Genomic DNA, 18,280 nt, shown 5'->3' on the forward strand with positions numbered 1-18,280 from the left:
GCGTTTACTCTTCCTCGCTGAACAGGCGGAACTGCGCGGCCTCCAGATCCTTCGGCGGCTGAAGGCCGAGATGCTTCCAGGCGGTTGCGGTCAGCACCCGTCCGCGCGGCGTGCGCTGGATGAACCCCTGCTGGATCATGTAAGGCTCGATGATATCCTCGATCGCATCGCGTGGCTCGGACAAGCCCGCCGCGATGGTTTCGATGCCCACCGGCCCGCCGCCGAAATTGACGGCGATCATGTTGAGATAGCGCTTGTCGAGCTGATCGAGCCCCGCATGGTCGACATGCAGCCGCGTCAAGGCCTCGTCGGCGATCTCCCGGGTCACTGCCTCTGCACGCGCAACTTCGGCGAAATCACGCACACGCCGCAGCAGGCGACCGGCGATGCGCGGCGTGCCACGGGCGCGGCGGGCAATCTCGCGTGCGCCTTCTTCCGTCATGCCGAGGCCCAGAAGTCGCGCGCCACGCCGCACGATGCCTTCGAGTTCCTCCACCGTGTAGAAATTGAGGCGAACCGGAATACCGAACCGGTCGCGTAGCGGCGTTGTGAGCAATCCCAGGCGCGTGGTGGCGGCCACCAGCGTGAACTTCGCAAGGTCGATCTTGACCGAGCGCGCCGCAGGCCCCTCCCCGATGATCAGGTCCAACTGGAAATCTTCCATCGCCGGATAGAGAATTTCCTCGACCGCCGGATTGAGGCGGTGAATTTCGTCGATGAACAGAACATCGCGCTCTTCCAGATTGGTCAGCAGCGCCGCCAGATCCCCCGCCTTTGCGATGACCGGTCCGGACGTCGATCGAAAATTGACGCCAAGCTCCTTCGCCATGATCTGCGCCAGCGTCGTCTTTCCCAGACCGGGCGGACCGACGAACAGCACGTGATCCAGCGCCTCACCGCGGTTCTTGGCAGCCTCGATGAAGATTTTCAGATTGGCACGCGCTTCCGCCTGACCGGTAAACTCGTCCAGCGACTGTGGCCGTAAAGCCGTATCGAAATCTTCACCCTTTTTGTCGGGCGAAAGGAGGCGGTTTTGTTCGCTCATCACTCATTCCAGACGCACACGTCACTCACGTTGCGCAATTAATTTCGAAGCTATCCAAACGGCAGGGCTTCTGCAATCACAGCCAGGATCAGCGCGACAATTCCTTCAGGCCAAGCCGGATGAGCTTGGCACTATCTGCCCCCTCGCCTGCGGTCTTGAGCGCAGCGGCAACGGCATTGGCCGCCTGATCGCGCGAATAACCGAGATTCGTCAAGGCAGAGACCGCGTCACTGACCGGCGCGGAGGCAACTCCCTCGCCCAGTTCCTGCTTGAAGCCGATGGTCGCGCTGGCTTCCCCGGCAAAGGCCGGAGCCTTGTTTTTCAGCTCGGTGACAATGCGGATCGCGACCTTGGGCCCAACACCCGGCGCTCGCGAAACGGCAGCCTTGTCCTGAAGCGCTATGGCATTGGCAAGCTCTGAAGGCGTCAGCGTCGAAAGAAGGGCAAGGGCCACCTTCGACCCCACGCCCTGCACACTTTGAAGCAGATTGAACCACTGCCGCTCAAGCGCACTCAGAAAACCGAAAAGCTTCAGCTGGTCTTCGCGCACATAGGTTTCGATGAAAAGCACGATGGCTTCGCCAACCGATCCGATGCGCGATAATGTCCGCGAAGAGCAGAAGGCGATGTAGCATACCCCATGTACATCCACGACGACGTGATCCTCCCCGATCTCGTCGATAGTACCCTTCAACTTACCGATCATGCATAACACCCGCCCGTTTCCGCCTGCGTATCAAACGCGGATACCAGAACAAGTCAAGAACAAATTGAACTCTGCCGGTTCAACCTGCGAGAGCCTGCCGCATTCTGTTTCCAGCGCGTTGGTGTGCATGGCAAATGGCGATGGCCAGTGCATCGGCGGCGTCATTGCCCTTGAATTCCACCTTCGGCATCAGGATCTTCAGCATCATGTGGATCTGCTGCTTCTCACCGTGACCAACGCCGATCACCGACTTCTTAACCGCATTCGGCGCATATTCGGCAACCGGCAACCCGGCTCTGGCCGGCACCAGCATCACCACGCCGCGGGCCTGCCCAAGCTTGAGGGTCGCGACGGCATCCTTGTTCACAAACGTCTGTTCGACTGCAGCCTCATCCGGGCGATAGGCATGAACGACTTCTGCCAATCCGTCGTGCAGTTGGCAAAGACGCGAAGCAAGATCCATGTCCCCGTCGGAGGTCACCGTGCCGGACGCCACGAACTTCAGGCTGTTGCCGATCGTGTCGATAACGCCCCAGCCGGTACGACGAAGCCCAGGGTCTATCCCGATGATACGAATCACAGTTGTCATGCCACAAATCCTAACCCCAGTTGCCAGTGAACGGCTAGCAAAAACGCGAACAAAAACGAAACAAACGCGATAAGCGTTAACCGCCAATTAACGCTGAAACGAGGAAGCCGTGGGGCCAGCAGCTTGAGAGCCAACTTTTGCCGACGAATCGCATTAGTGGATCATCAACCAAGCATGGAGGTCCATCATGACGATGTTCGCCCGCTTGAAGCATCAGCCGCTCGAGCCAATTCAATGGCTTGTTGCGCTGAACATTGCCATCGCGTCGGGTCTCGCTGTCAAGGCAAGCGCTCTTTCGCCGGTGATGACAGGCTTCAGCATTCTTGCCGCAGTGTCCGCGGCGCTGGCATTCTATCTGCTGCGCATTCGAATTGCGTCAGCCGCACCGACACAGGCTTCGACGCAGAGACCGGAAACGGCTCCGGCAACCCAGTCCGTGGCTGCAAATAGCATTGGCCTGCCCAAGGACAATCCGATGAACGAGATCGCGGGGCTGCCGACATCGATCAAGCCCGCCGCATTCTCGCAGCAGGAGAGTGCTGAGAAGATATCGCTTCGTCGCCTTGAAGAGGCCCTGCGGCGACTGGCCAATGGAGAAACATCAATTCTCCTGCATGAAGAGTTTCCCGAAGGCATGGATGGGCTGCGGTTCCAGTTCAATCGGCTGGCTTCAACGCTTCAGATAAACCTTCTGCCGACGGGGCGTGCTGCGGCCCTGCTGCGCGACAATGCCTACCGCGCGCAAAGCACCATCGCCCTCGTCTCGGCGCGCATGGAAAAGATGCTGACGGGCAGCAAGGCGCTGGCCGAGGCGACCGTCCATCTCGGCACCAACCTCAAAGACGCCCATGCGGAGGCGGAACGCCTGAGCCGCAGGAATGTCGATGCCCTGGCACGCACCAGCCGAATAGAGGCGCTGAGGACAGACCTTGCTGAGCAGCACGCCGCTTCACTTTCCGCCGGTCAACACTTGCATGAGCTTTCGCGCCGCATGTCGGATCTTGCAATCCGCGCAGAACAATTCGCCAGTAATCCCGAACGGCATGGCGCAGCCTTCCGCAGAAGCCATGCGAGCGATTGCGTCGCCTTCGCCCGCGATTATCTCCAGGCTTGCCATGAACTTTCGAGGTCTCTGGAAGGCTCAATCCAAAACCTGCGCCAGCTCAAGCACGAGCAGCACGCTCTGGCGGAAGCGCTTGAGGAACAGTCGCACTGCGCCAGCAAACTGTGCACGACACTGGATCAGGAAAGCCATCGGATTGCCCTTAGCCAGACGGTCGCTCGCGAAATCGCGTCGGTCACCTCCCGTCTGTCCCCGATGGCGGAGGATGCCGAGGCGCAACTCATGAAGATCATGAGCCAGACGACGACGATCGAGACCCGTCTCTCCATGTTCAAAACGCAGCCGACGGAGAAAACGACCACCCTCAAGCCGACGAAGGCGCCGCATCTGCGCTGCGTGACCTGAACTTGATAAACCGGACCAGGAATTAATCAGGCCCCCTTACGATTTCCGATCAAACTCCTTAAATGAGATGGAACGGAATTTGTTATAGGTGGGCCATGATACCCTTTTCCATCCTTGATCTTTCGCCCGTGGCGGAAGGCCAGACTGTGTATCATGCACTGGATCAGTCGCGCAGGCTTGCTCAGAAGGCGGAGGAACTGGGCTTCAATCGCATCTGGCTGGCAGAGCATCACGGCATGCCTGGCATCGCCAGTGCAGCAACCGCGGTGGTGATCGGCCATGTGGGCGCAGCAACCAAGCGCATCCGCATCGGCTCTGGCGGCATAATGCTGCCCAACCATTCGCCATTGGTCGTGGCAGAACAGTTCGGCACGTTGGAAGCTCTTTTTCCCGGTCGCGTCGATCTGGGTCTCGGCCGTGCGCCCGGCACCGATATGAGAACGGCGCGTGCACTGCGCCGGAACCTGGATGCGGGCGCTGAAAATTTCCCGCACGATATTGTGGAACTCCAGCATCTGCTGGGAGAGGCCCGCGAGGATCAGGCGATCCTGGCGGTTCCGGGGCTGGAAGCGAATGTTCCGATATGGCTTCTCGGCTCCAGTCTCTACAGTGCACATCTGGCGGCTGCACTGGGCCTGCCCTACGCCTTCGCCTCGCATTTTGCACCCGACATGCTGATGGATGCAATTGCCATCTACCGAGAACGGTTCCAGCCGTCACAGACCTTGCAGAAGCCTTACGTCATGGTGGGCGTCATGGGCGTTGCGGCAGAAACCGATCAGGAAGCAGAGCGAATGTTCACCTCCGCGCAGCAGCAGTTCGTGAACCTGCGCCGGAATGTGCGCACCAAATTCCCGCGCCCGGTCGCGAGCATGGAGGGCATCTGGTCGGAAGCAGAGCGCTATGGCGTGGAGCACACGCTTCGCTTTGCCGCCGTCGGTTCGCGCGAAACGGTTCATCAGAAGCTGGAAGGCTTCCTGGCTGAGACCAGCGCCGACGAATTGATCATCTCGATGCCGATCCATGATTTCGAAGCAAGGCTGCGCTCGGCGGAAATCTTCGCCAGCCTGCCCATGATGCAGGCCACACATTGATAGAAGGCCTCTGTCTCACCTGGTCGAGCTGGATGGCCAGGTGAAGTAGTAGGATTTGTCGCCAAGCGATCCATAAAAGGCATTCTGGCCACTCTGGCGGTCGATGTAGCTGCCATCCTTGTTGCGGCTGAAGATGCCGCCGTTCTCGCGCGTAAGATGATCGCGCAGGAAGCTGCCCCAGTCCTTTGAGGTGAGATCGGTCACCTTGATCTCCTGCGTGGACACCTTGCCGGGTGCCACCAGCTGAACACTCTTTCCCTCCGCAGCATCGGCCACGGTCAGTGTGCCCGCATCCAGCGCCTTCAGCATGGCGTCGGCCTGGCTCGCCTTGCCCGGCTCATTCTTCATCTCCTCAAGCTGCTGCTTGATGAAGGCTGCGAAATCGGCCGATGTCACGCTATCCGGCTGTTTCACCGTATCTGTGGAGGGTGTGGTATCGTCCTGCTGGTCGGCGATCCGGTTCAGCAAGTCATAGGTTCCGCTATCGGATGCATCATCGCTGCTGTCGATGCCGTAATCGCTGAGCAATCGGCTGGCTAGACTGCCGCTCGTGGCGTTCTGCTCCTGATCGGTCTGCTTCATCACCTTCAGCATGGTTAGCGTCGACCACTGCCGAACATTATCCACTGATGACACCATGTGACGATCCTCTCGACCGCTGCAAATATGGGCAGAATGCCATGCAAGGCATGTACGAGGCTGGTGAGTACGCGCAAAACGAGAAAGCCGGCCCCAGATCTGGAACCGGCTTTCCGCAAATCAAAAACGATGAAAGACTCAGGCCGAAAGCTTCGCCATGACTTCGTCCGACACTTCGAAGTTCGAATAAACGTTCTGCACGTCGTCATCGTCTTCGAGGCTGTCGATCAGCTTCATCAGCGACTGTGCCTTTTCTTCATCCACCGGAACCGTGTTCTGCGGCTTCCAGACAGCCTTGACCGTCTGCGCTTCGCCCAGAACGGCCTCAAGCGCCTTGGAAACTTCGCCAATGCTCTCGAAAGCGCAGATGATGGTGTGACCGTCGTCATCGGAGATCACGTCGTCAGCACCGGCTTCGATCGCGGCTTCCATCACGGCATCAGCGCTGCCAGCGGAAGCCTTGTAGACGATTTCGCCAACATGATCGAAAGAGAAGGAAACAGAACCGGTTTCGCCCAGAGCCCCGCCCGCTTTGGTAAAGATGGAGCGAACGTTTGAGGCGGTGCGGTTGCGGTTATCGCTCAACGCCTCGACAATGACGGCAACACCGCCGGGACCGTAGCCCTCATAGCGAACGGAATCATAGCTCTCGCTATCGGCACCGGACGCCTTCTTGATGGCGCGGTCGATATTGTCCTTCGGCATGGACTGCGCCTTGGCGTTCTGGATTGCCAGGCGAAGAGCCGCATTCATCGAAGGGTCAGGCAGGCCCGACTTTGCAGCCACGGTGATTTCGCGTGCGAGCTTGGAGAACATCTTGGACCGGATGGAATCCTGACGGCCCTTGCGGTGCATGATGTTCTTGAACTGTGAATGGCCAGCCATGGCACCCCTTAATCGCGTAAAATGTCTGGAATGGCGGGCTTATAGGCAGGAAATCGGTCGCTTTCAAGAAAAAAGCAGATGGAGTGCAAGCAGGAAAAGCCGGAACAAACCTTTGACGGCAACGTTTCACGGCCGCACCCTCATCAAGAAAGGACCGGCAATGGCAAGTCTGACCGAAGCCCGCGAAGCCCCTGCACGCCAGCTGTGGGAAGAAATCAACTCAATCCATGCGGGCATGCTTGGCATTGAAGGCTCTCACCAGCACTTCCAGCCCATGGCCCCGCATGCAGACCCCAAGACCAACACCATCTGGTTTTTCACCAAGACCGACACTGATCTTGTACAGGCAATTCGTCCAGGAACCCGCGCGCATTTCTGCGTCGTCGGCAAGAACCACGATTACCATGCCTGCCTCGCGGGCGTCATTGAAGTTCGCAAGGATCAGGCAAAGATCGACGAGTTCTGGAGCGCCATGACGGCCGCCTGGTACGAACACGGCAAGGATGACCCGAAGCTGACCATGCTTGTGCTGCGTCTGGATGATGCCGAGATCTGGGCGTCCACCGACAGCACGCTGAAGTTTGGCTGGGAAATCGCCAAGGCAAATCTGAGCGATGAGAAGATGCCCGATGTCGGCGTCAAGCAGCATCTCACCTTCGCCTGATAAGCCCGCTTACATTCCCTGCGGAATTAGGATCTGCGGCTTTCGTGGCAGGTTCCGCAGAGAGACGGTGATCACCGGCTCATTTGCATAGACGATGTCGAATTTGCCGTCGAACATCGTCAGAAACCGCTCAAGCGGCGGGCCACTGCGATGCATGGGGAGGATCAGGGAAGAACGCAACCGCTGCACGACGCGGCTCATGCTATCGGCACCCATCGTCAACCCGCCGTCGGTCGGCACCATCAGCACATCCAGCCGTCCGATCTGCGTATAGTGGCTGTCCGTCAGTTCATGATGCAGGTGGCCGAGATGGCCGATACACAGGCCGGCAATCTCGAAGATGAAGATTGAATTGCCGTTTTCCTCGAAGCCGCCATAGGCGCGGATATCCGTTGAAACATTGCGGGTATACGTATCCCCGACCACGACGTGATGATCCGCCTTCTGCCCCGGCGTATCACTCCAGCCCGGCAGCACGTGCTTGATGCCCGCATCGGGTGAGCGCGTGTAATGCGTGGAGTGGGCCTTGTTCATCGTAACGATGTCCGGCAGCCGCTGAGGCCGATAGTAGCCGCTGTAATCTGTTGCGATCAGCACCCCTTCCGGGCTTTCGATGGAATAGGTCGAATGCCCGATGAAGGTGATCCGAACATCCTCGGCAATCTTTCGGGCCTGCGCCATCTGCTGCGGCTTGAAGCTGACGAAGCTCGCCTTTGGCACCGTTTCGGCGATTGCCTGGCATTGACTGGCGGGGCGAGGCTGATCCTGCGCCTGGGCGACACCAAGGTGCGAGCCCGCGAAAAATACGCCTGACATCAAAGCGAATGCGACTGCGCGAAACATGGTGCCAATCCCTCGTCTTCGTGAACGAAAGATGCGGCAGTCATGACAGAGCGTCCAGCCTTGGAAGGCCGTTCCGCTCTCACTTTCCTGTCATCGAAGCATCAACGCCGGTCGTTCGAGCCTGTCGCGCGCGGATCGAGCTTCAGGCCCTCTGGCGTCGCGAGTTGGGCGGAAGCACCCGGCACCGCCGTTGTATAATTGTCCTTTTCCTCGCGGGGACGCGCTGCCCGGATCCGGCTGCGGATAATCGAATAGGCAACCACGATCAGATGCGCGACAGCCGTGACGGCAAACAGCGCATGCGGACCGAAATGCGTCATGACCGGTCCGCCCAATGTCGGGCCGATGACCGTGCCGATCCCGTAAAGCAGAAGCAGGCCGCCCGACACCTTGACGAAATCTTCCGGTGCCGCGAAGTCATTCGCATGCGCAACAGCGATCGGATAGAGCGCATTGGCCGCAGCACCATAGATCGCCACCAGCGCGATGATGACATAGACATTCATCGGATGCAGCACCACCAGCACAAACCCTGCTAGAGCGGAAAGCGCCGAAAGCGCAGCGAGCACATAGCGGCGGTCCATGCGGTCGGACAAGCGACCCGCCGGGAACTGCATGATGGCACCGGCAAAAATGGTGATGCTGACCATGATGGCAATGGTGCCCTGGTGAAGCCCGGCCTTCGCACCGAAGACGGCAACCAGCGTGCCGTAAGCACCGTTCGCGATACCGATCATCAGAATGCCGACGAAGGAGACCGGCGAATTTCGATACAGTCCCCTGAGATCGAGACTGACCCGTTTGAGCGGCTGCGGCGATGCGGCTGTCGAGATCGTGGTTGGCAGGATGGCGATGCAGTACAGGATGCCGCAGACCATGAACAGGATCGGGGTCGTGACATCCGCTACCCCGACCAGCAACTGTCCGCCAACAACGCCCATCAGCGTTATGGCAATGTAGAGCGAGAAGATCGCACCGCGGCTTTCGTTCGTCGCACGCTCGTTCAGCCAGCTTTCGATGATCATCGAGGTTCCCGCGGTACAAAAGCCCGTGACCGCACGCAATGTCAGCCAGGCCGCATCATTCACGAACATGCCTGTCACCAGCACGTTGAGGCAGATGATGGCGCCAAAGCCGGAAAAGGCGCGAACATGGCCGATGCGGCGCACCAGAAGAGGCGCTGCAAAGCAACCTGCAACAAAGCCCGCAGCCCAGGTGGTGCCGAGAAGGCCGAGAATCTCGTTGGAATAGCCCTCATGCGTGCCGCGCACCGGCAGGAGCAATCCCTGTAGCCCGTTTCCCAGAAACAGAAACAGCGTGCCGAGGAGAAGACTGAAAACGGGCAGAATATTGCGAGGCATCGGCAAAACCGCGAGCAGAATCAGAACGTGAACAGGACCGTGACAGCAAAGCACGGCAATGGTTAAGTCATTGCGCAAATAATCGAAATTCAGGCATGAATCCGGCAGTTGCGGCTGACTTGAAGAGTTTTCGCGATGGAATTCGCCCGGTTTGACAAATGAGCGGTTCCGAATCCCTTTCGCAACACCTAATCCTGATGACGTGCAAAAATGTCCAGCCTGTGGCTGCGGTTGAAGGAATCTGGAACAAAATGACGAAAATCATCGGCCTGTTGCTGTTGCTGGCCATGGTGGTCCAGATCATCAAGCCGCTGGGCTTTCCCGGCCTGAAACGCCGTGCCGATTTCTGGAAGCTGGCGGTTCTTGCCTTTGTCTCCTGGGCCATAATCCTGCTGCTGCGCGACTTTACGTGAGGCCGACAATCCTGGGCCTGAAATCCGGGGGCTTGAAATCTCGACAGGTTTACTAGTCTATTTAAGGCGAGAGGTCGGGCAACTGGTATGTCCGGCCAGACAAGGAGCGCTCATGAAATATGACGTTGCCGTTGTTGGAGCAGGCTTTTCGGCAATTGCTGTCACGCTGCAGCTCCTGCGAAAACTTTCTCCTCATCAGTCGGTCGCCGTTATCGGTGATGATCCGGGCTTTGGTCGCGGCACGGCCTATCGCAGCGAGTTCCACATCCATCGCCTGAACGTGGCTGCCGCCCGCATGTCCATCTTTCCGGACAGGCCGGATGATTTCCTGGATTGGCAGATGGAAAAGGGCCGCAGCGTCAAGGCAGGAGACTATGTGCCGAGAAGCGATTTCGGCCTTTATCTCCGAGACCGATTGGCGGAACTGTTGCGACAGCGCCAGACCTGCGCCCGGGTCGATTTCATCAAGGCCAAGGCGCTGGGCTGTCTGGATATCGGGGCAGACACCACCATGATCCGGCTCGCCCATGGCGGGGAACTGGTGGCACGCAATCTCGTCCTGTGTCTCGGTGTCGGCAGCGCTTCCATTCCTGCACCTCTGCGAGACCTGCCGGAAACCGCCAAATCTCACGTGGTGGAAAACCCTTGGAGGCTGGGCTGGCTTTCTAAGGTCGGCGCCAATGACCGTGTCTGCATTCTCGGTTCTGGCCTGACCATGGTGGATCAGGTTCTGGCATTGCGTGCCAGCGGGCATCAAGGCATGATCCATGTGCTTTCACGGCGGGGGCTTCTGCCCCATCGACATGACCGTCAGCCCGTGTCCCCGGTGACACCGGAATTGCCCGAAACAGATCGACGCATGAGCAAGCTACTGGTCGCCTTGCGCAAACAGGTTAGGCGCGGCGCTGCCTGGCGTTCGGTGATCGACGGCCTCAGACCGCATACGCAAACTTTGTGGCAGGAGCTACCGGATGCAGAAAAGAAACGTTTCCTGCGCCACGCTCTGCCCTGGTGGACCGTGCACCGGCACAGGCTGGCACCGGACGTGGCCGATGATCTCGATCGCGTCCTGAACGATGGACGTCTCACGGTCCATGCAGGCTATCTGCAACAGGCGGAACTTTCGCGCCCCGGCATCAGCCTCTCCTATCGCGCAAGGGGCTCGCGTGAGATGCGGCGCCTGACGGCGGACTGGATTGTCAATTGTACCGGAATGGAAAGAGCAGGCATTGATCACTCTCCTCTTCTCCAATGCATGAAGGATCGTGGCCAGCTTCAGCCAGACCCCTTGGGTCTTGGCATCATGGTTGATGAGACAAGCCGCCTGATTGGCAGGGATGGCCAACCTCAACACAATATCCATGTGGTGGGTGCCCTGACCGCAGGCCGTTTCTGGGAAATCACGGCGGTGCCGGATATTCGCGTGCAGGCCAATGCCGTTGCCTCGCAAATTGCTGCTGAGCTTGCTACCGGTTCGACGAGTGCCGTGCGGACTGCCACATCCTGATAACTCCACGCAAGAAAGCCGCCTCGTTTCCGAAGCGGCTTTCTTGAGTTACTAAACTAAGTCTCAAGCAGCGCAGCCGGCTGCAACCTTGTTGACGCTGGCGTCATAGATCTGGTCGATGGTTCCGGCGACGGCTGCGTTGAATTCGGCATCCGTCATCGTCACACGCAGGCTCTCGGTCAGGCCGCGCGAGAAGCTGGCGATCATGCCGGGATTGTGCTTCAGCTTCTGGCAGGCGTCTGCCGTGCTGTATCCACCCGACAGGGCGACCACGCGAACGACCGACTTGTGGCCGATGAAGGGCGCATAGAAATCGGCAACCGTCGGGATCGTCAGCTTCAGCATGACCGTCTCGCTGGACGGCAGCTTATCGAGATAGGCAGCAATCTCATCACGCAGAATGGCTTCCGCTTCCTGCTTGGTGGGGCTCTTGATGGAAACTTCCGGCTCGATGATCGGCATCAGGCCCTGACCGATGATCTGACGGGCCACTTCAAACTGCTGCTTCACGACGGCAGCGATGCCGGCCTTGTCCGCATTCGCGATGACCGAGCGCATCTTGGTGCCGAAAATGCCCTTTTCGCGGCCACGGATGAGCAAAGCATCCAGTTCCGGCATCGGCTTCATGGTCTGAACGCCATTTTCTTCCGCATTCAGTCCCTTGTCGATCTTCAGGAAGGGAACGACGCCGCGCTTCTGCCAGAGATAGGACGGAACCGGCTCACCATTGACATCGCCGTCCATCGTGCGCTCGAACAGGATCGCGCCGATAACCTTGTCGCCCGTGAACGAGGGCGCACTCATGATGCGGACGCGCATGGCGTGCATCAGGCGGAACATTTCCTCGTCGCCCTGGTAGTCGGTTTCCATGACGCCATACGCACGCAAGGCTCCCGGTGTCGAACCGCCGCTCTGATCCAGAGCCGCAATAAATCCCGGTGCGGAACTCATCTTGTGCAACATCTTGGCGTCTCCCATACTCAACTCCTGTCCCTAAGTCGGCCTATAACGGGCTCATCCCGTTGGATATCATCCGCGGATAACAGAAGTTTTTAGTGAGGGAAATCCTATGCTTAAGGCTTGAAACGATTGAAATTATTTCAATCGTTTAAAACATCTAAAAAAATTTAAAGCTAGTGATTTCGACGTGCGCAACTCTTTCCTCAAGTTGCGCACGCGCTATTTTGCCGCGGTTCAGGCGCTTTTGATCAGGACGGAGACGCCGGGTAGTTCCTTGCCCTCCATCCATTCGAGGAAGGCACCACCGGCGGTCGAGACGTAAGAAAAGCTGTCTGCGACACCGGCATGGTTGAGCGCGGAGACAGTATCGCCACCACCTGCGACGGATACCAGCTTGCCAGCCTTGGTCTGTTCGGCGGCGAATTTTGCAGCAGCAACCGTCGCGGCATCGAAGGGCGCGATTTCGAAGGCGCCCAACGGTCCGTTCCAGACCAGCGTATGCGCGCGACCAATCCATTCATTGACGGCTTCAACAGACTTCGGGCCAACATCCAGAACCATGGCATCGGCTGGAATGGCGTCGATATCGACCACTTCATTTTCCGCATTGGCCTTGAACTCGCGGGCCACCACGCCGTCGACCGGCAGAACGATGGCGCACTGCGCGCTGGCCGCTTCGATCATGATCTGCTTGGCCGTCTCTGCCAGATCATGCTCGCAGAGAGACTTGCCAACAGAGGTGCCCCGCGCTGCGATGAATGTATTGGCCATGCCGCCACCGATCACGAGCGCATCGACCTTCTTCACAAGGTTCATCAAGAGATCGATCTTGGTCGAAACCTTGGCACCACCAACAATCGCGACAACCGGGCGTGCCGGATTGCCAAGACCCTTCTCCAGCGCTTCCAGCTCTTCCTGCATGGTGCGGCCTGCATAGGCGGGAAGATGGTGGGCCAGGCCCTCCGTCGAGGAATGGGCGCGGTGCGCTGCAGAGAAGGCATCATTGACGAAGATGTCGCCATTCGCGGCCAGAGCTGCTGTAAAGTCGGCGTCGTTCTTTTCTTCACCCTTATGGAAGCGGGTATTTTCCAGAAGCAGAATGTCGCCGTTCTGCATCTTGGACACCGCAGACGCCGCTGCTTCGCCGATGCAGTCTTCGGCAAAGAGAACAGCGTGATCCAGCACGTCTTCAACGGCGGGCACGATGAGCTTCAGGGACATATCGGCAACCGGCGCACCCTTGGGGCGGCCGAAATGCGCAAGCAGGATAACCTTTGCGCCCTTGCCGGACAGTTCGAGGATCGTCGGAGCGACACGCTCGATGCGCGTTGCGTCCGTTACCTTTCCGTCCGAGACGGGAACATTGAGGTCCACGCGTAAGAGAACGCGCTTGCCTGCGATATCGGAGAGGTCGTCCAGGGTCTTGAAGGCTGGCATTATGGCAATCCGTTTCGATGGTTGAATTTCGAAGCGGACCATACTCAACCTGCCGGACGGTGCAAGGGCCGTGGCCCTTTCCTACCCCCGATTTTCCTGTCCCGGAACCGGCTTGCCACGGTAACGGCGGATGAGATCGCGAATGCGATGGGCGATTTCGCGCATATTGATGAAGATCGGCAGTCGCGTCGCAGGCTCGACAGGCTCCAGTGAGATACCTACGGAACTCACATGCTCGTGCTCGTCCAGATCCCGCACGATCAGGATAATGGATCCAAGACGCACCCGGTCCGCATAATCCACCTTGCCGCCAAGCCTGTAGGTCATGAGATCGCCCACCGTCATGGCCTGTTCCGCCGTTGTCAGAAGGCCCGGACCATAGGCGGCATCCAGTTCCTTCGCGGGACGCGAGGGCGAGATAGCGAAAGCGCCGAAGAAATCCGCATCATCCTCGTCCACCGGCACGCGGCTGGCAAACAGCCGGTCAAGCAGGCGAGAGTACCCCGGCGCGATGAACAGATAGACCTGGTCGTTCTCCCGCAATCGACCGGCATATTGGTAGCGCATGCTGCGACCATCGCGAATGACGAGCGAGGGCATTGCCCAGCGTGGAATGCGTTCACCGCGCAGAATGGGGCTGTCCTTGATGACACGGTAGGAAATGAGTTCGTGATTGGCCCTGCCCGGCAGGTCCAGTTCCACCTTGTCCACCTCGCCCATTCTCGGCGGAATGATCAGGCCAAGCCGTTCCGCAACCGAGCGGATGGTCCAGCCTTGCAGCAGCAGCGAGACGAGCACGATGATGAACGCGGTATTGAAAAAGACATGCTGGTCGTCAATGCCGCCAAGGATCGGCATGATGCCGAGCAGAATGGAAACCGCACCACGCAGGCCCACCCAGGCCACGAAACCGATTTCCTGCTGTGTAAAGTCGAACGGCAGCAGGCTGAGCCAGACGGCAATAGGCCGCGCGACGAAGATGAGGAAGAGCGCAAGCCCGATGGCCGGCAGCAGAATGGTAGGGAACTGCGAAGGTGTGGCCAGAAGACCCAACACCAGGAACATGATGATCTGCGCAAGCCAGGTCAGTCCGTCCTGAAAGCGGCGGATTGCTTCCTTGGCGAAGATGCGCTTGTTCCCGGCAAAAATGCCCGCAACATAGACGGCCAGAAAGCCGCTACCGCCCACCGCCCCGGTGAAGGAGAAGATCAGCATCGCAAGCCCAAGCACGAAGATGGGCGCAAGACCGCGATCCAGTGGCAGCCGGTTGAGCACAGAGACGATCATCAAACCGCCCAGCAGACCGAGTGCAGTGCCAAGCCCCATCTGCTTGACGAACATGGTCAGCAGGTCGAGGTTGAAGCCGGAGGCTCCATGTCCCGAGGCGATGAGTTCGACCAGCGCGATGGTCAGAAATACCGCCATCGGATCGTTGGTGCCGGATTCCACTTCCAGCGTCGAGCGTACCTTGTCGCGGATGTGAACTCCGCCGACGCGCAGAAGGAAGAAGACAGCAGCCGCATCGGTCGAGGCGACAATGGAGCCGAGCAGCATTCCGTGCAGCCAGTCGATGCCGAGCAGCAGGGACGCCGCAAACGCGAATATCGCAGCCGTCAGCACCACGCCCACCGAGGCCATCGTCAAGGCAGGTGCAGCCGCGATCTTGAAGGAATGGAGCGATGTGCCGAAGCCGGAATCAAAGAGAATGACAGCCAGCGCCAGCGAACCCAGCACATAGGCCATCGAGAAGTTGCTGAAATTGATGCCGATCCCGTCCACTCCGGCAACGAGCCCGATCATCAGAAAGATCAGAAGAAGGGGCGCGCCAAACCGGAAGGCGAGCAGACTGGAGAAGGCGGCCGCGAGAACAAGCACCGTTCCCACCAGCACGACGACATAAAACGTCTCCAAAGATCTCGCCCCTCTCGCACCAACTGTAATAGAGCCCGCGCGGGCGGCCTCTCTTCACGATCTTTCCAGGCCAGCCTCGCGGTCGACAACCGAAAAGACAACGGCAACTGAAAAAAATCTCGCGCCTTTATGCATAGGCGTCGATGATTCGGGCAGCAGCAGGGCGGCTACAGCATCATGTAGCAAACCGATTAAATGTTTGAAAATACTAAAATAACACATACTTCGATTTTTAGACATCCCTGTGACGACGTCTTAACACCCTTCGATCAATATCCGGCGATGGAGCGATAGTAAGATCATATTGTAGGATAGAACTGCCTTGCGAAATAACAAAACGTCCTTTGCTCAGTGCGATTCTGCTAATTTTAGCATCATAACGGCTCTTGTCGCGCCAATCCTTCTGCTCGCAGCAGGCGGCGCTATCGATATCCATGCAGCCTATGATCAGCGTCAGCAGATGCAGGCGCATCTGGATGGCGGTCTCTTGGCAGCTGCCCGCGAGAGTGACCTGAGCACGCAACAGGATGTGACCGCAGACTTCATTTCGACCTTCGATACGGCAAACGTCGCTACGCAGACAGATGGTGCACTAAGCAAGCGTCTGAAAGTAGTCCGAAATACGGATGGAAGCCTGACCGGAGTGTATTCGCGAAGCTACACTAGTTGGTTTCTCGGCTTGGTCGGAATGCCCACCTTGCCGCTCAGCGTGACGGCCACCGTAAACGGCGCGCCATCAACACCGCCAACCTCGTCCACCGCGACCCAGACGACGGCGGGTTCTTGCCTTTATGTTCTCGGCAATCAGTCGCAGGCGGTGCTCATCAATTCGGGGGTCAACCTCAAGTCGAACGCCTGTCGTATCGATGTCCATTCAACCGCCGATCCAGCCTTCATCATGAATGGCGGTTCGACAGTTGATACCGCGGAATTTTGCGTCAAGGGCACTAAGTACATCAAGAACGGGGGCACGCTCTCCAACCTGAAGACGGCCTGCGCGGTCAATCCTGATCCCTATCGGGGAAAATTCGCTGAGCCAAAGCTTCCCTCATCATGCACGACGACCGGCGCGCGGGATGGCAGCAGCTTTACACTAGAACCTGGCATGCACTGCGACGTTACATTCAATGGAAGCCCGTCGGTCACCTTCAAACCCGGCCTCCACATCATCAAGGGCAGGATGATATTGAACTCCGGTTCAACGGTAACAGCAAAGGGCGTGACCTTCTATTTCCCCGATGTCGATAGCGAAATCCGGGCCAATGGCGGCTTGACCTTCACCGGCTCGCCTTCGACCAGCGGCGCGTACAAAGACATTCTCATGTTCGAAAAAACGTCGGACGCGGCCAGTAATAGTCGCAAGACGCAATATATCTTCAACGGCTCCAAGGGCGAAAACATCGAAGGCATCATCTACCTGCCCAACCGCGACGTGACCTATAACTCCACGACGAACCAGACCAGCAAGATCAGCATGGTGGTCAATTCCGTCATCATGAACACGTCGAACTGGCGCATGGAACCGTTTACGCCATCCGCCACAGCGAGCACCACGACCTCCACCTCGAACGGTGGCAGCACGTCGAACGTGGGACGGCTCGTCAAATAACAGACGGCCCGCAGAACACACCGGACATGAAAAAGGGCGCTCGAGGCGCCCTTTCTCGTTGATTACTGGATGGCTCAGATGAGCTTTGCCATCGCAACAGCCGTATCCGACATACGGTTGGAGAAGCCCCACTCGTTGTCGTACCAGCTGAGAATACGCACGAAATTACCTTCGAGAACCTTCGTCTGGTCGAGTGCGAAGATCGAGGAATGGCTGTCATGGTTGAAGTCGCGCGAAACCAGCGGCTCATCCGTATAACCGAGGATACCCTTCAGAGCGCCATTCGAAGCAGCGATGATGGCATCGTTGATTTCCTTTGCGGTCGTGTCGCGCTTGGCAACGAACTTGAAATCCACCACGGAAACGTTCGGCGTGGGAACGCGGATGGACGTGCCGTCCAGCTTGCCCTTCAGGTGCGGCAGAACCAGGCCAACGGCCTTGGCAGCACCGGTCGAGGTCGGAATCATAGAAAGAGCTGCGGCGCGGGCGCGGTACAGATCCTTGTGCATGGTGTCGAGCGTCGGCTGGTCGCCCGTGTAGGAGTGGATCGTCGTCATGAAACCGTGGTCGATCCCGACGGCATCATCCAGAACCTTCACGACCGGTACAAGGCAGTTCGTGGTGCAGGAGGCGTTGGAAATGACCAGATGGTCCTTCGTCAGCTGGTCGTGGTTGACGCCGTAAACAACCGTCAGGTCCGCGCCGTCTGCCGGAGCCGAAACGATGACGCGCTTTGCGCCAGCCGTCAGGTGAGCGGCAGCCTTGTCGCGCGCCGTGAAGATGCCCGTGCACTCCAGAGCGATGTCGACGCCCAGTTCCTTGTGCGGAAGCGTTGACGGATCCTTGACTGCCGTGACCTTGATCGGCTTGCCACCGCCAACGGTGATCGCATCGCCCTCGACCTTGACCTCTGCCGGGAACTTGCCGTGGATGGAATCGTAGCGCAGCAGATGAGCATTGGTCTCGACCGGGCCGAGATCGTTGATCGCGACGACTTCGATGTCGGTGCGGCCCGACTCGACGATGGCACGGAGAACGTTGCGGCCGATGCGGCCGAAGCCGTTGATGGCAACCTTGACAGTCATGTGCATTAACTCCCTAGACTTGGGCTTATGGTGATGGAAAACGGGCGCCATCAGGCGCCCGGAA

17 protein-coding genes are annotated in these 18,280 nt (G+C 58.5%); 6 read left to right on the forward strand and 11 right to left on the reverse strand.

The genetic code is table 11. The annotated features are described in order from the left end of the window. Positions 1–4: 4 nt before the first annotated feature. The 3 genes from ruvB to ruvC form a co-directional block, all read right to left on the reverse strand. The gene (gene ruvB, locus MUU53_RS14310) at positions 5–1,045 is read right to left on the reverse strand and encodes a Holliday junction branch migration DNA helicase RuvB (protein ID WP_062555669.1); all 1,041 of its coding nucleotides are present in this window, start codon (positions 1,043–1,045) and stop codon (positions 5–7) included. A gap of 88 nt (positions 1,046–1,133) precedes the next feature. Then, entirely contained in the window at positions 1,134–1,751 is a 618-nt protein-coding gene (gene ruvA / locus MUU53_RS14315; protein WP_247261495.1) for a Holliday junction branch migration protein RuvA, read from the reverse strand. Positions 1,752–1,830: 79 nt separating this feature from the next. Then, a complete protein-coding gene (gene ruvC, locus MUU53_RS14320; RefSeq protein ID WP_247261496.1) occupies positions 1,831–2,340 on the reverse strand; it encodes a crossover junction endodeoxyribonuclease RuvC in 510 nt (169 codons plus the stop codon). 187 nt (positions 2,341–2,527) lie between these two features. On the opposite strand from ruvC, the gene MUU53_RS14325 reads away from it, so the two are divergent. Together MUU53_RS14325 and MUU53_RS14330 are read left to right on the forward strand one after the other, a co-directional pair. Continuing rightward, positions 2,528–3,808 carry a hypothetical protein gene (locus tag MUU53_RS14325; protein ID WP_247261497.1) on the forward strand — a complete coding sequence of 427 codons (1,281 nt, stop codon included), beginning with the start codon at positions 2,528–2,530 and terminating at the stop codon, positions 3,806–3,808. 95 nt (positions 3,809–3,903) lie between these two features. Further along, positions 3,904–4,902, forward strand: a complete 999-nt coding sequence (locus MUU53_RS14330; RefSeq protein ID WP_247261498.1) for an LLM class flavin-dependent oxidoreductase — start codon at positions 3,904–3,906, stop codon at positions 4,900–4,902. Positions 4,903–4,917: 15 nt separating this feature from the next. On the opposite strand, the gene MUU53_RS14335 is transcribed toward MUU53_RS14330, so the two are convergent. After that, on the reverse strand, positions 4,918–5,541 hold the full coding sequence (locus MUU53_RS14335; RefSeq protein WP_247261499.1) for a hypothetical protein: 624 nt from the start codon (positions 5,539–5,541) through the stop codon (positions 4,918–4,920). Between the two features lie 138 nt (positions 5,542–5,679). Next, positions 5,680–6,426 (reverse strand): YebC/PmpR family DNA-binding transcriptional regulator, encoded by a 747-nt coding sequence (locus MUU53_RS14340; RefSeq protein ID WP_247261500.1) that lies wholly within the window; start codon positions 6,424–6,426, stop codon positions 5,680–5,682. 160 nt (positions 6,427–6,586) lie between these two features. On the opposite strand from MUU53_RS14340, the gene MUU53_RS14345 reads away from it, so the two are divergent. Next, a complete protein-coding gene (locus MUU53_RS14345) occupies positions 6,587–7,090 on the forward strand; it encodes a pyridoxamine 5'-phosphate oxidase family protein (protein WP_247261501.1) in 504 nt (167 codons plus the stop codon). Between the two features lie 9 nt (positions 7,091–7,099). Here MUU53_RS14345 and MUU53_RS14350 read toward each other — a convergent pair whose 3' ends face one another. Together MUU53_RS14350 and MUU53_RS14355 are read right to left on the reverse strand one after the other, a co-directional pair. Continuing rightward, positions 7,100–7,933 carry an MBL fold metallo-hydrolase gene (locus tag MUU53_RS14350; RefSeq protein ID WP_377307268.1) on the reverse strand — a complete coding sequence of 278 codons (834 nt, stop codon included), beginning with the start codon at positions 7,931–7,933 and terminating at the stop codon, positions 7,100–7,102. Positions 7,934–8,034: 101 nt separating this feature from the next. Beyond that, positions 8,035–9,294, reverse strand: coding sequence for an MFS transporter (locus MUU53_RS14355; RefSeq protein ID WP_247261502.1), 1,260 nt, complete (start codon positions 9,292–9,294; stop codon positions 8,035–8,037). A gap of 251 nt (positions 9,295–9,545) precedes the next feature. Between MUU53_RS14355 and MUU53_RS14360 the strand changes: the two genes are divergently transcribed. Both MUU53_RS14360 and MUU53_RS14365 read left to right on the forward strand, forming a co-directional pair. After that, on the forward strand, positions 9,546–9,707 hold the full coding sequence (locus tag MUU53_RS14360) for a hypothetical protein (RefSeq protein ID WP_165134805.1): 162 nt from the start codon (positions 9,546–9,548) through the stop codon (positions 9,705–9,707). 112 nt (positions 9,708–9,819) lie between these two features. Next, complete coding sequence (locus MUU53_RS14365) at positions 9,820–11,214, forward strand: FAD/NAD(P)-binding protein (RefSeq protein WP_247261503.1); 1,395 nt, start codon at positions 9,820–9,822, stop codon at positions 11,212–11,214. 63 nt (positions 11,215–11,277) lie between these two features. Here the strand turns inward: MUU53_RS14365 and MUU53_RS14370 are convergent, their stop codons facing one another. The 3 genes from MUU53_RS14370 to MUU53_RS14380 all read right to left on the reverse strand — a co-directional run bounded on the left by MUU53_RS14370 (position 11,278) and on the right by MUU53_RS14380 (position 15,522). Then, the gene (locus tag MUU53_RS14370; protein ID WP_247261504.1) at positions 11,278–12,192 is read right to left on the reverse strand and encodes a fructose bisphosphate aldolase; all 915 of its coding nucleotides are present in this window, start codon (positions 12,190–12,192) and stop codon (positions 11,278–11,280) included. Positions 12,193–12,408: 216 nt separating this feature from the next. Next, a complete protein-coding gene (locus MUU53_RS14375; RefSeq protein WP_247261505.1) occupies positions 12,409–13,611 on the reverse strand; it encodes a phosphoglycerate kinase in 1,203 nt (400 codons plus the stop codon). Between the two features lie 81 nt (positions 13,612–13,692). Next, entirely contained in the window at positions 13,693–15,522 is a 1,830-nt protein-coding gene (locus MUU53_RS14380) for a potassium/proton antiporter (RefSeq protein ID WP_247261506.1), read from the reverse strand. Positions 15,523–15,844: 322 nt separating this feature from the next. Here MUU53_RS14380 and MUU53_RS14385 point away from each other — a divergent pair, with 322 nt between their 5' ends. Continuing rightward, the gene (locus MUU53_RS14385) at positions 15,845–17,131 is read left to right on the forward strand and encodes a TadE/TadG family type IV pilus assembly protein (protein ID WP_247261507.1); all 1,287 of its coding nucleotides are present in this window, start codon (positions 15,845–15,847) and stop codon (positions 17,129–17,131) included. Positions 17,132–17,205: 74 nt separating this feature from the next. Here the strand turns inward: MUU53_RS14385 and gap are convergent, their stop codons facing one another. Next, positions 17,206–18,216 carry a type I glyceraldehyde-3-phosphate dehydrogenase gene (gene gap, locus MUU53_RS14390; RefSeq protein WP_247261508.1) on the reverse strand — a complete coding sequence of 337 codons (1,011 nt, stop codon included), beginning with the start codon at positions 18,214–18,216 and terminating at the stop codon, positions 17,206–17,208. Positions 18,217–18,280: the final 64 nt, after the last annotated feature.

Origin of the sequence: Affinirhizobium lemnae (genome assembly GCF_022968395.1) — a bacterium.
Lineage (GTDB): Bacteria > Pseudomonadota > Alphaproteobacteria > Rhizobiales > Rhizobiaceae > Neorhizobium > Neorhizobium lemnae.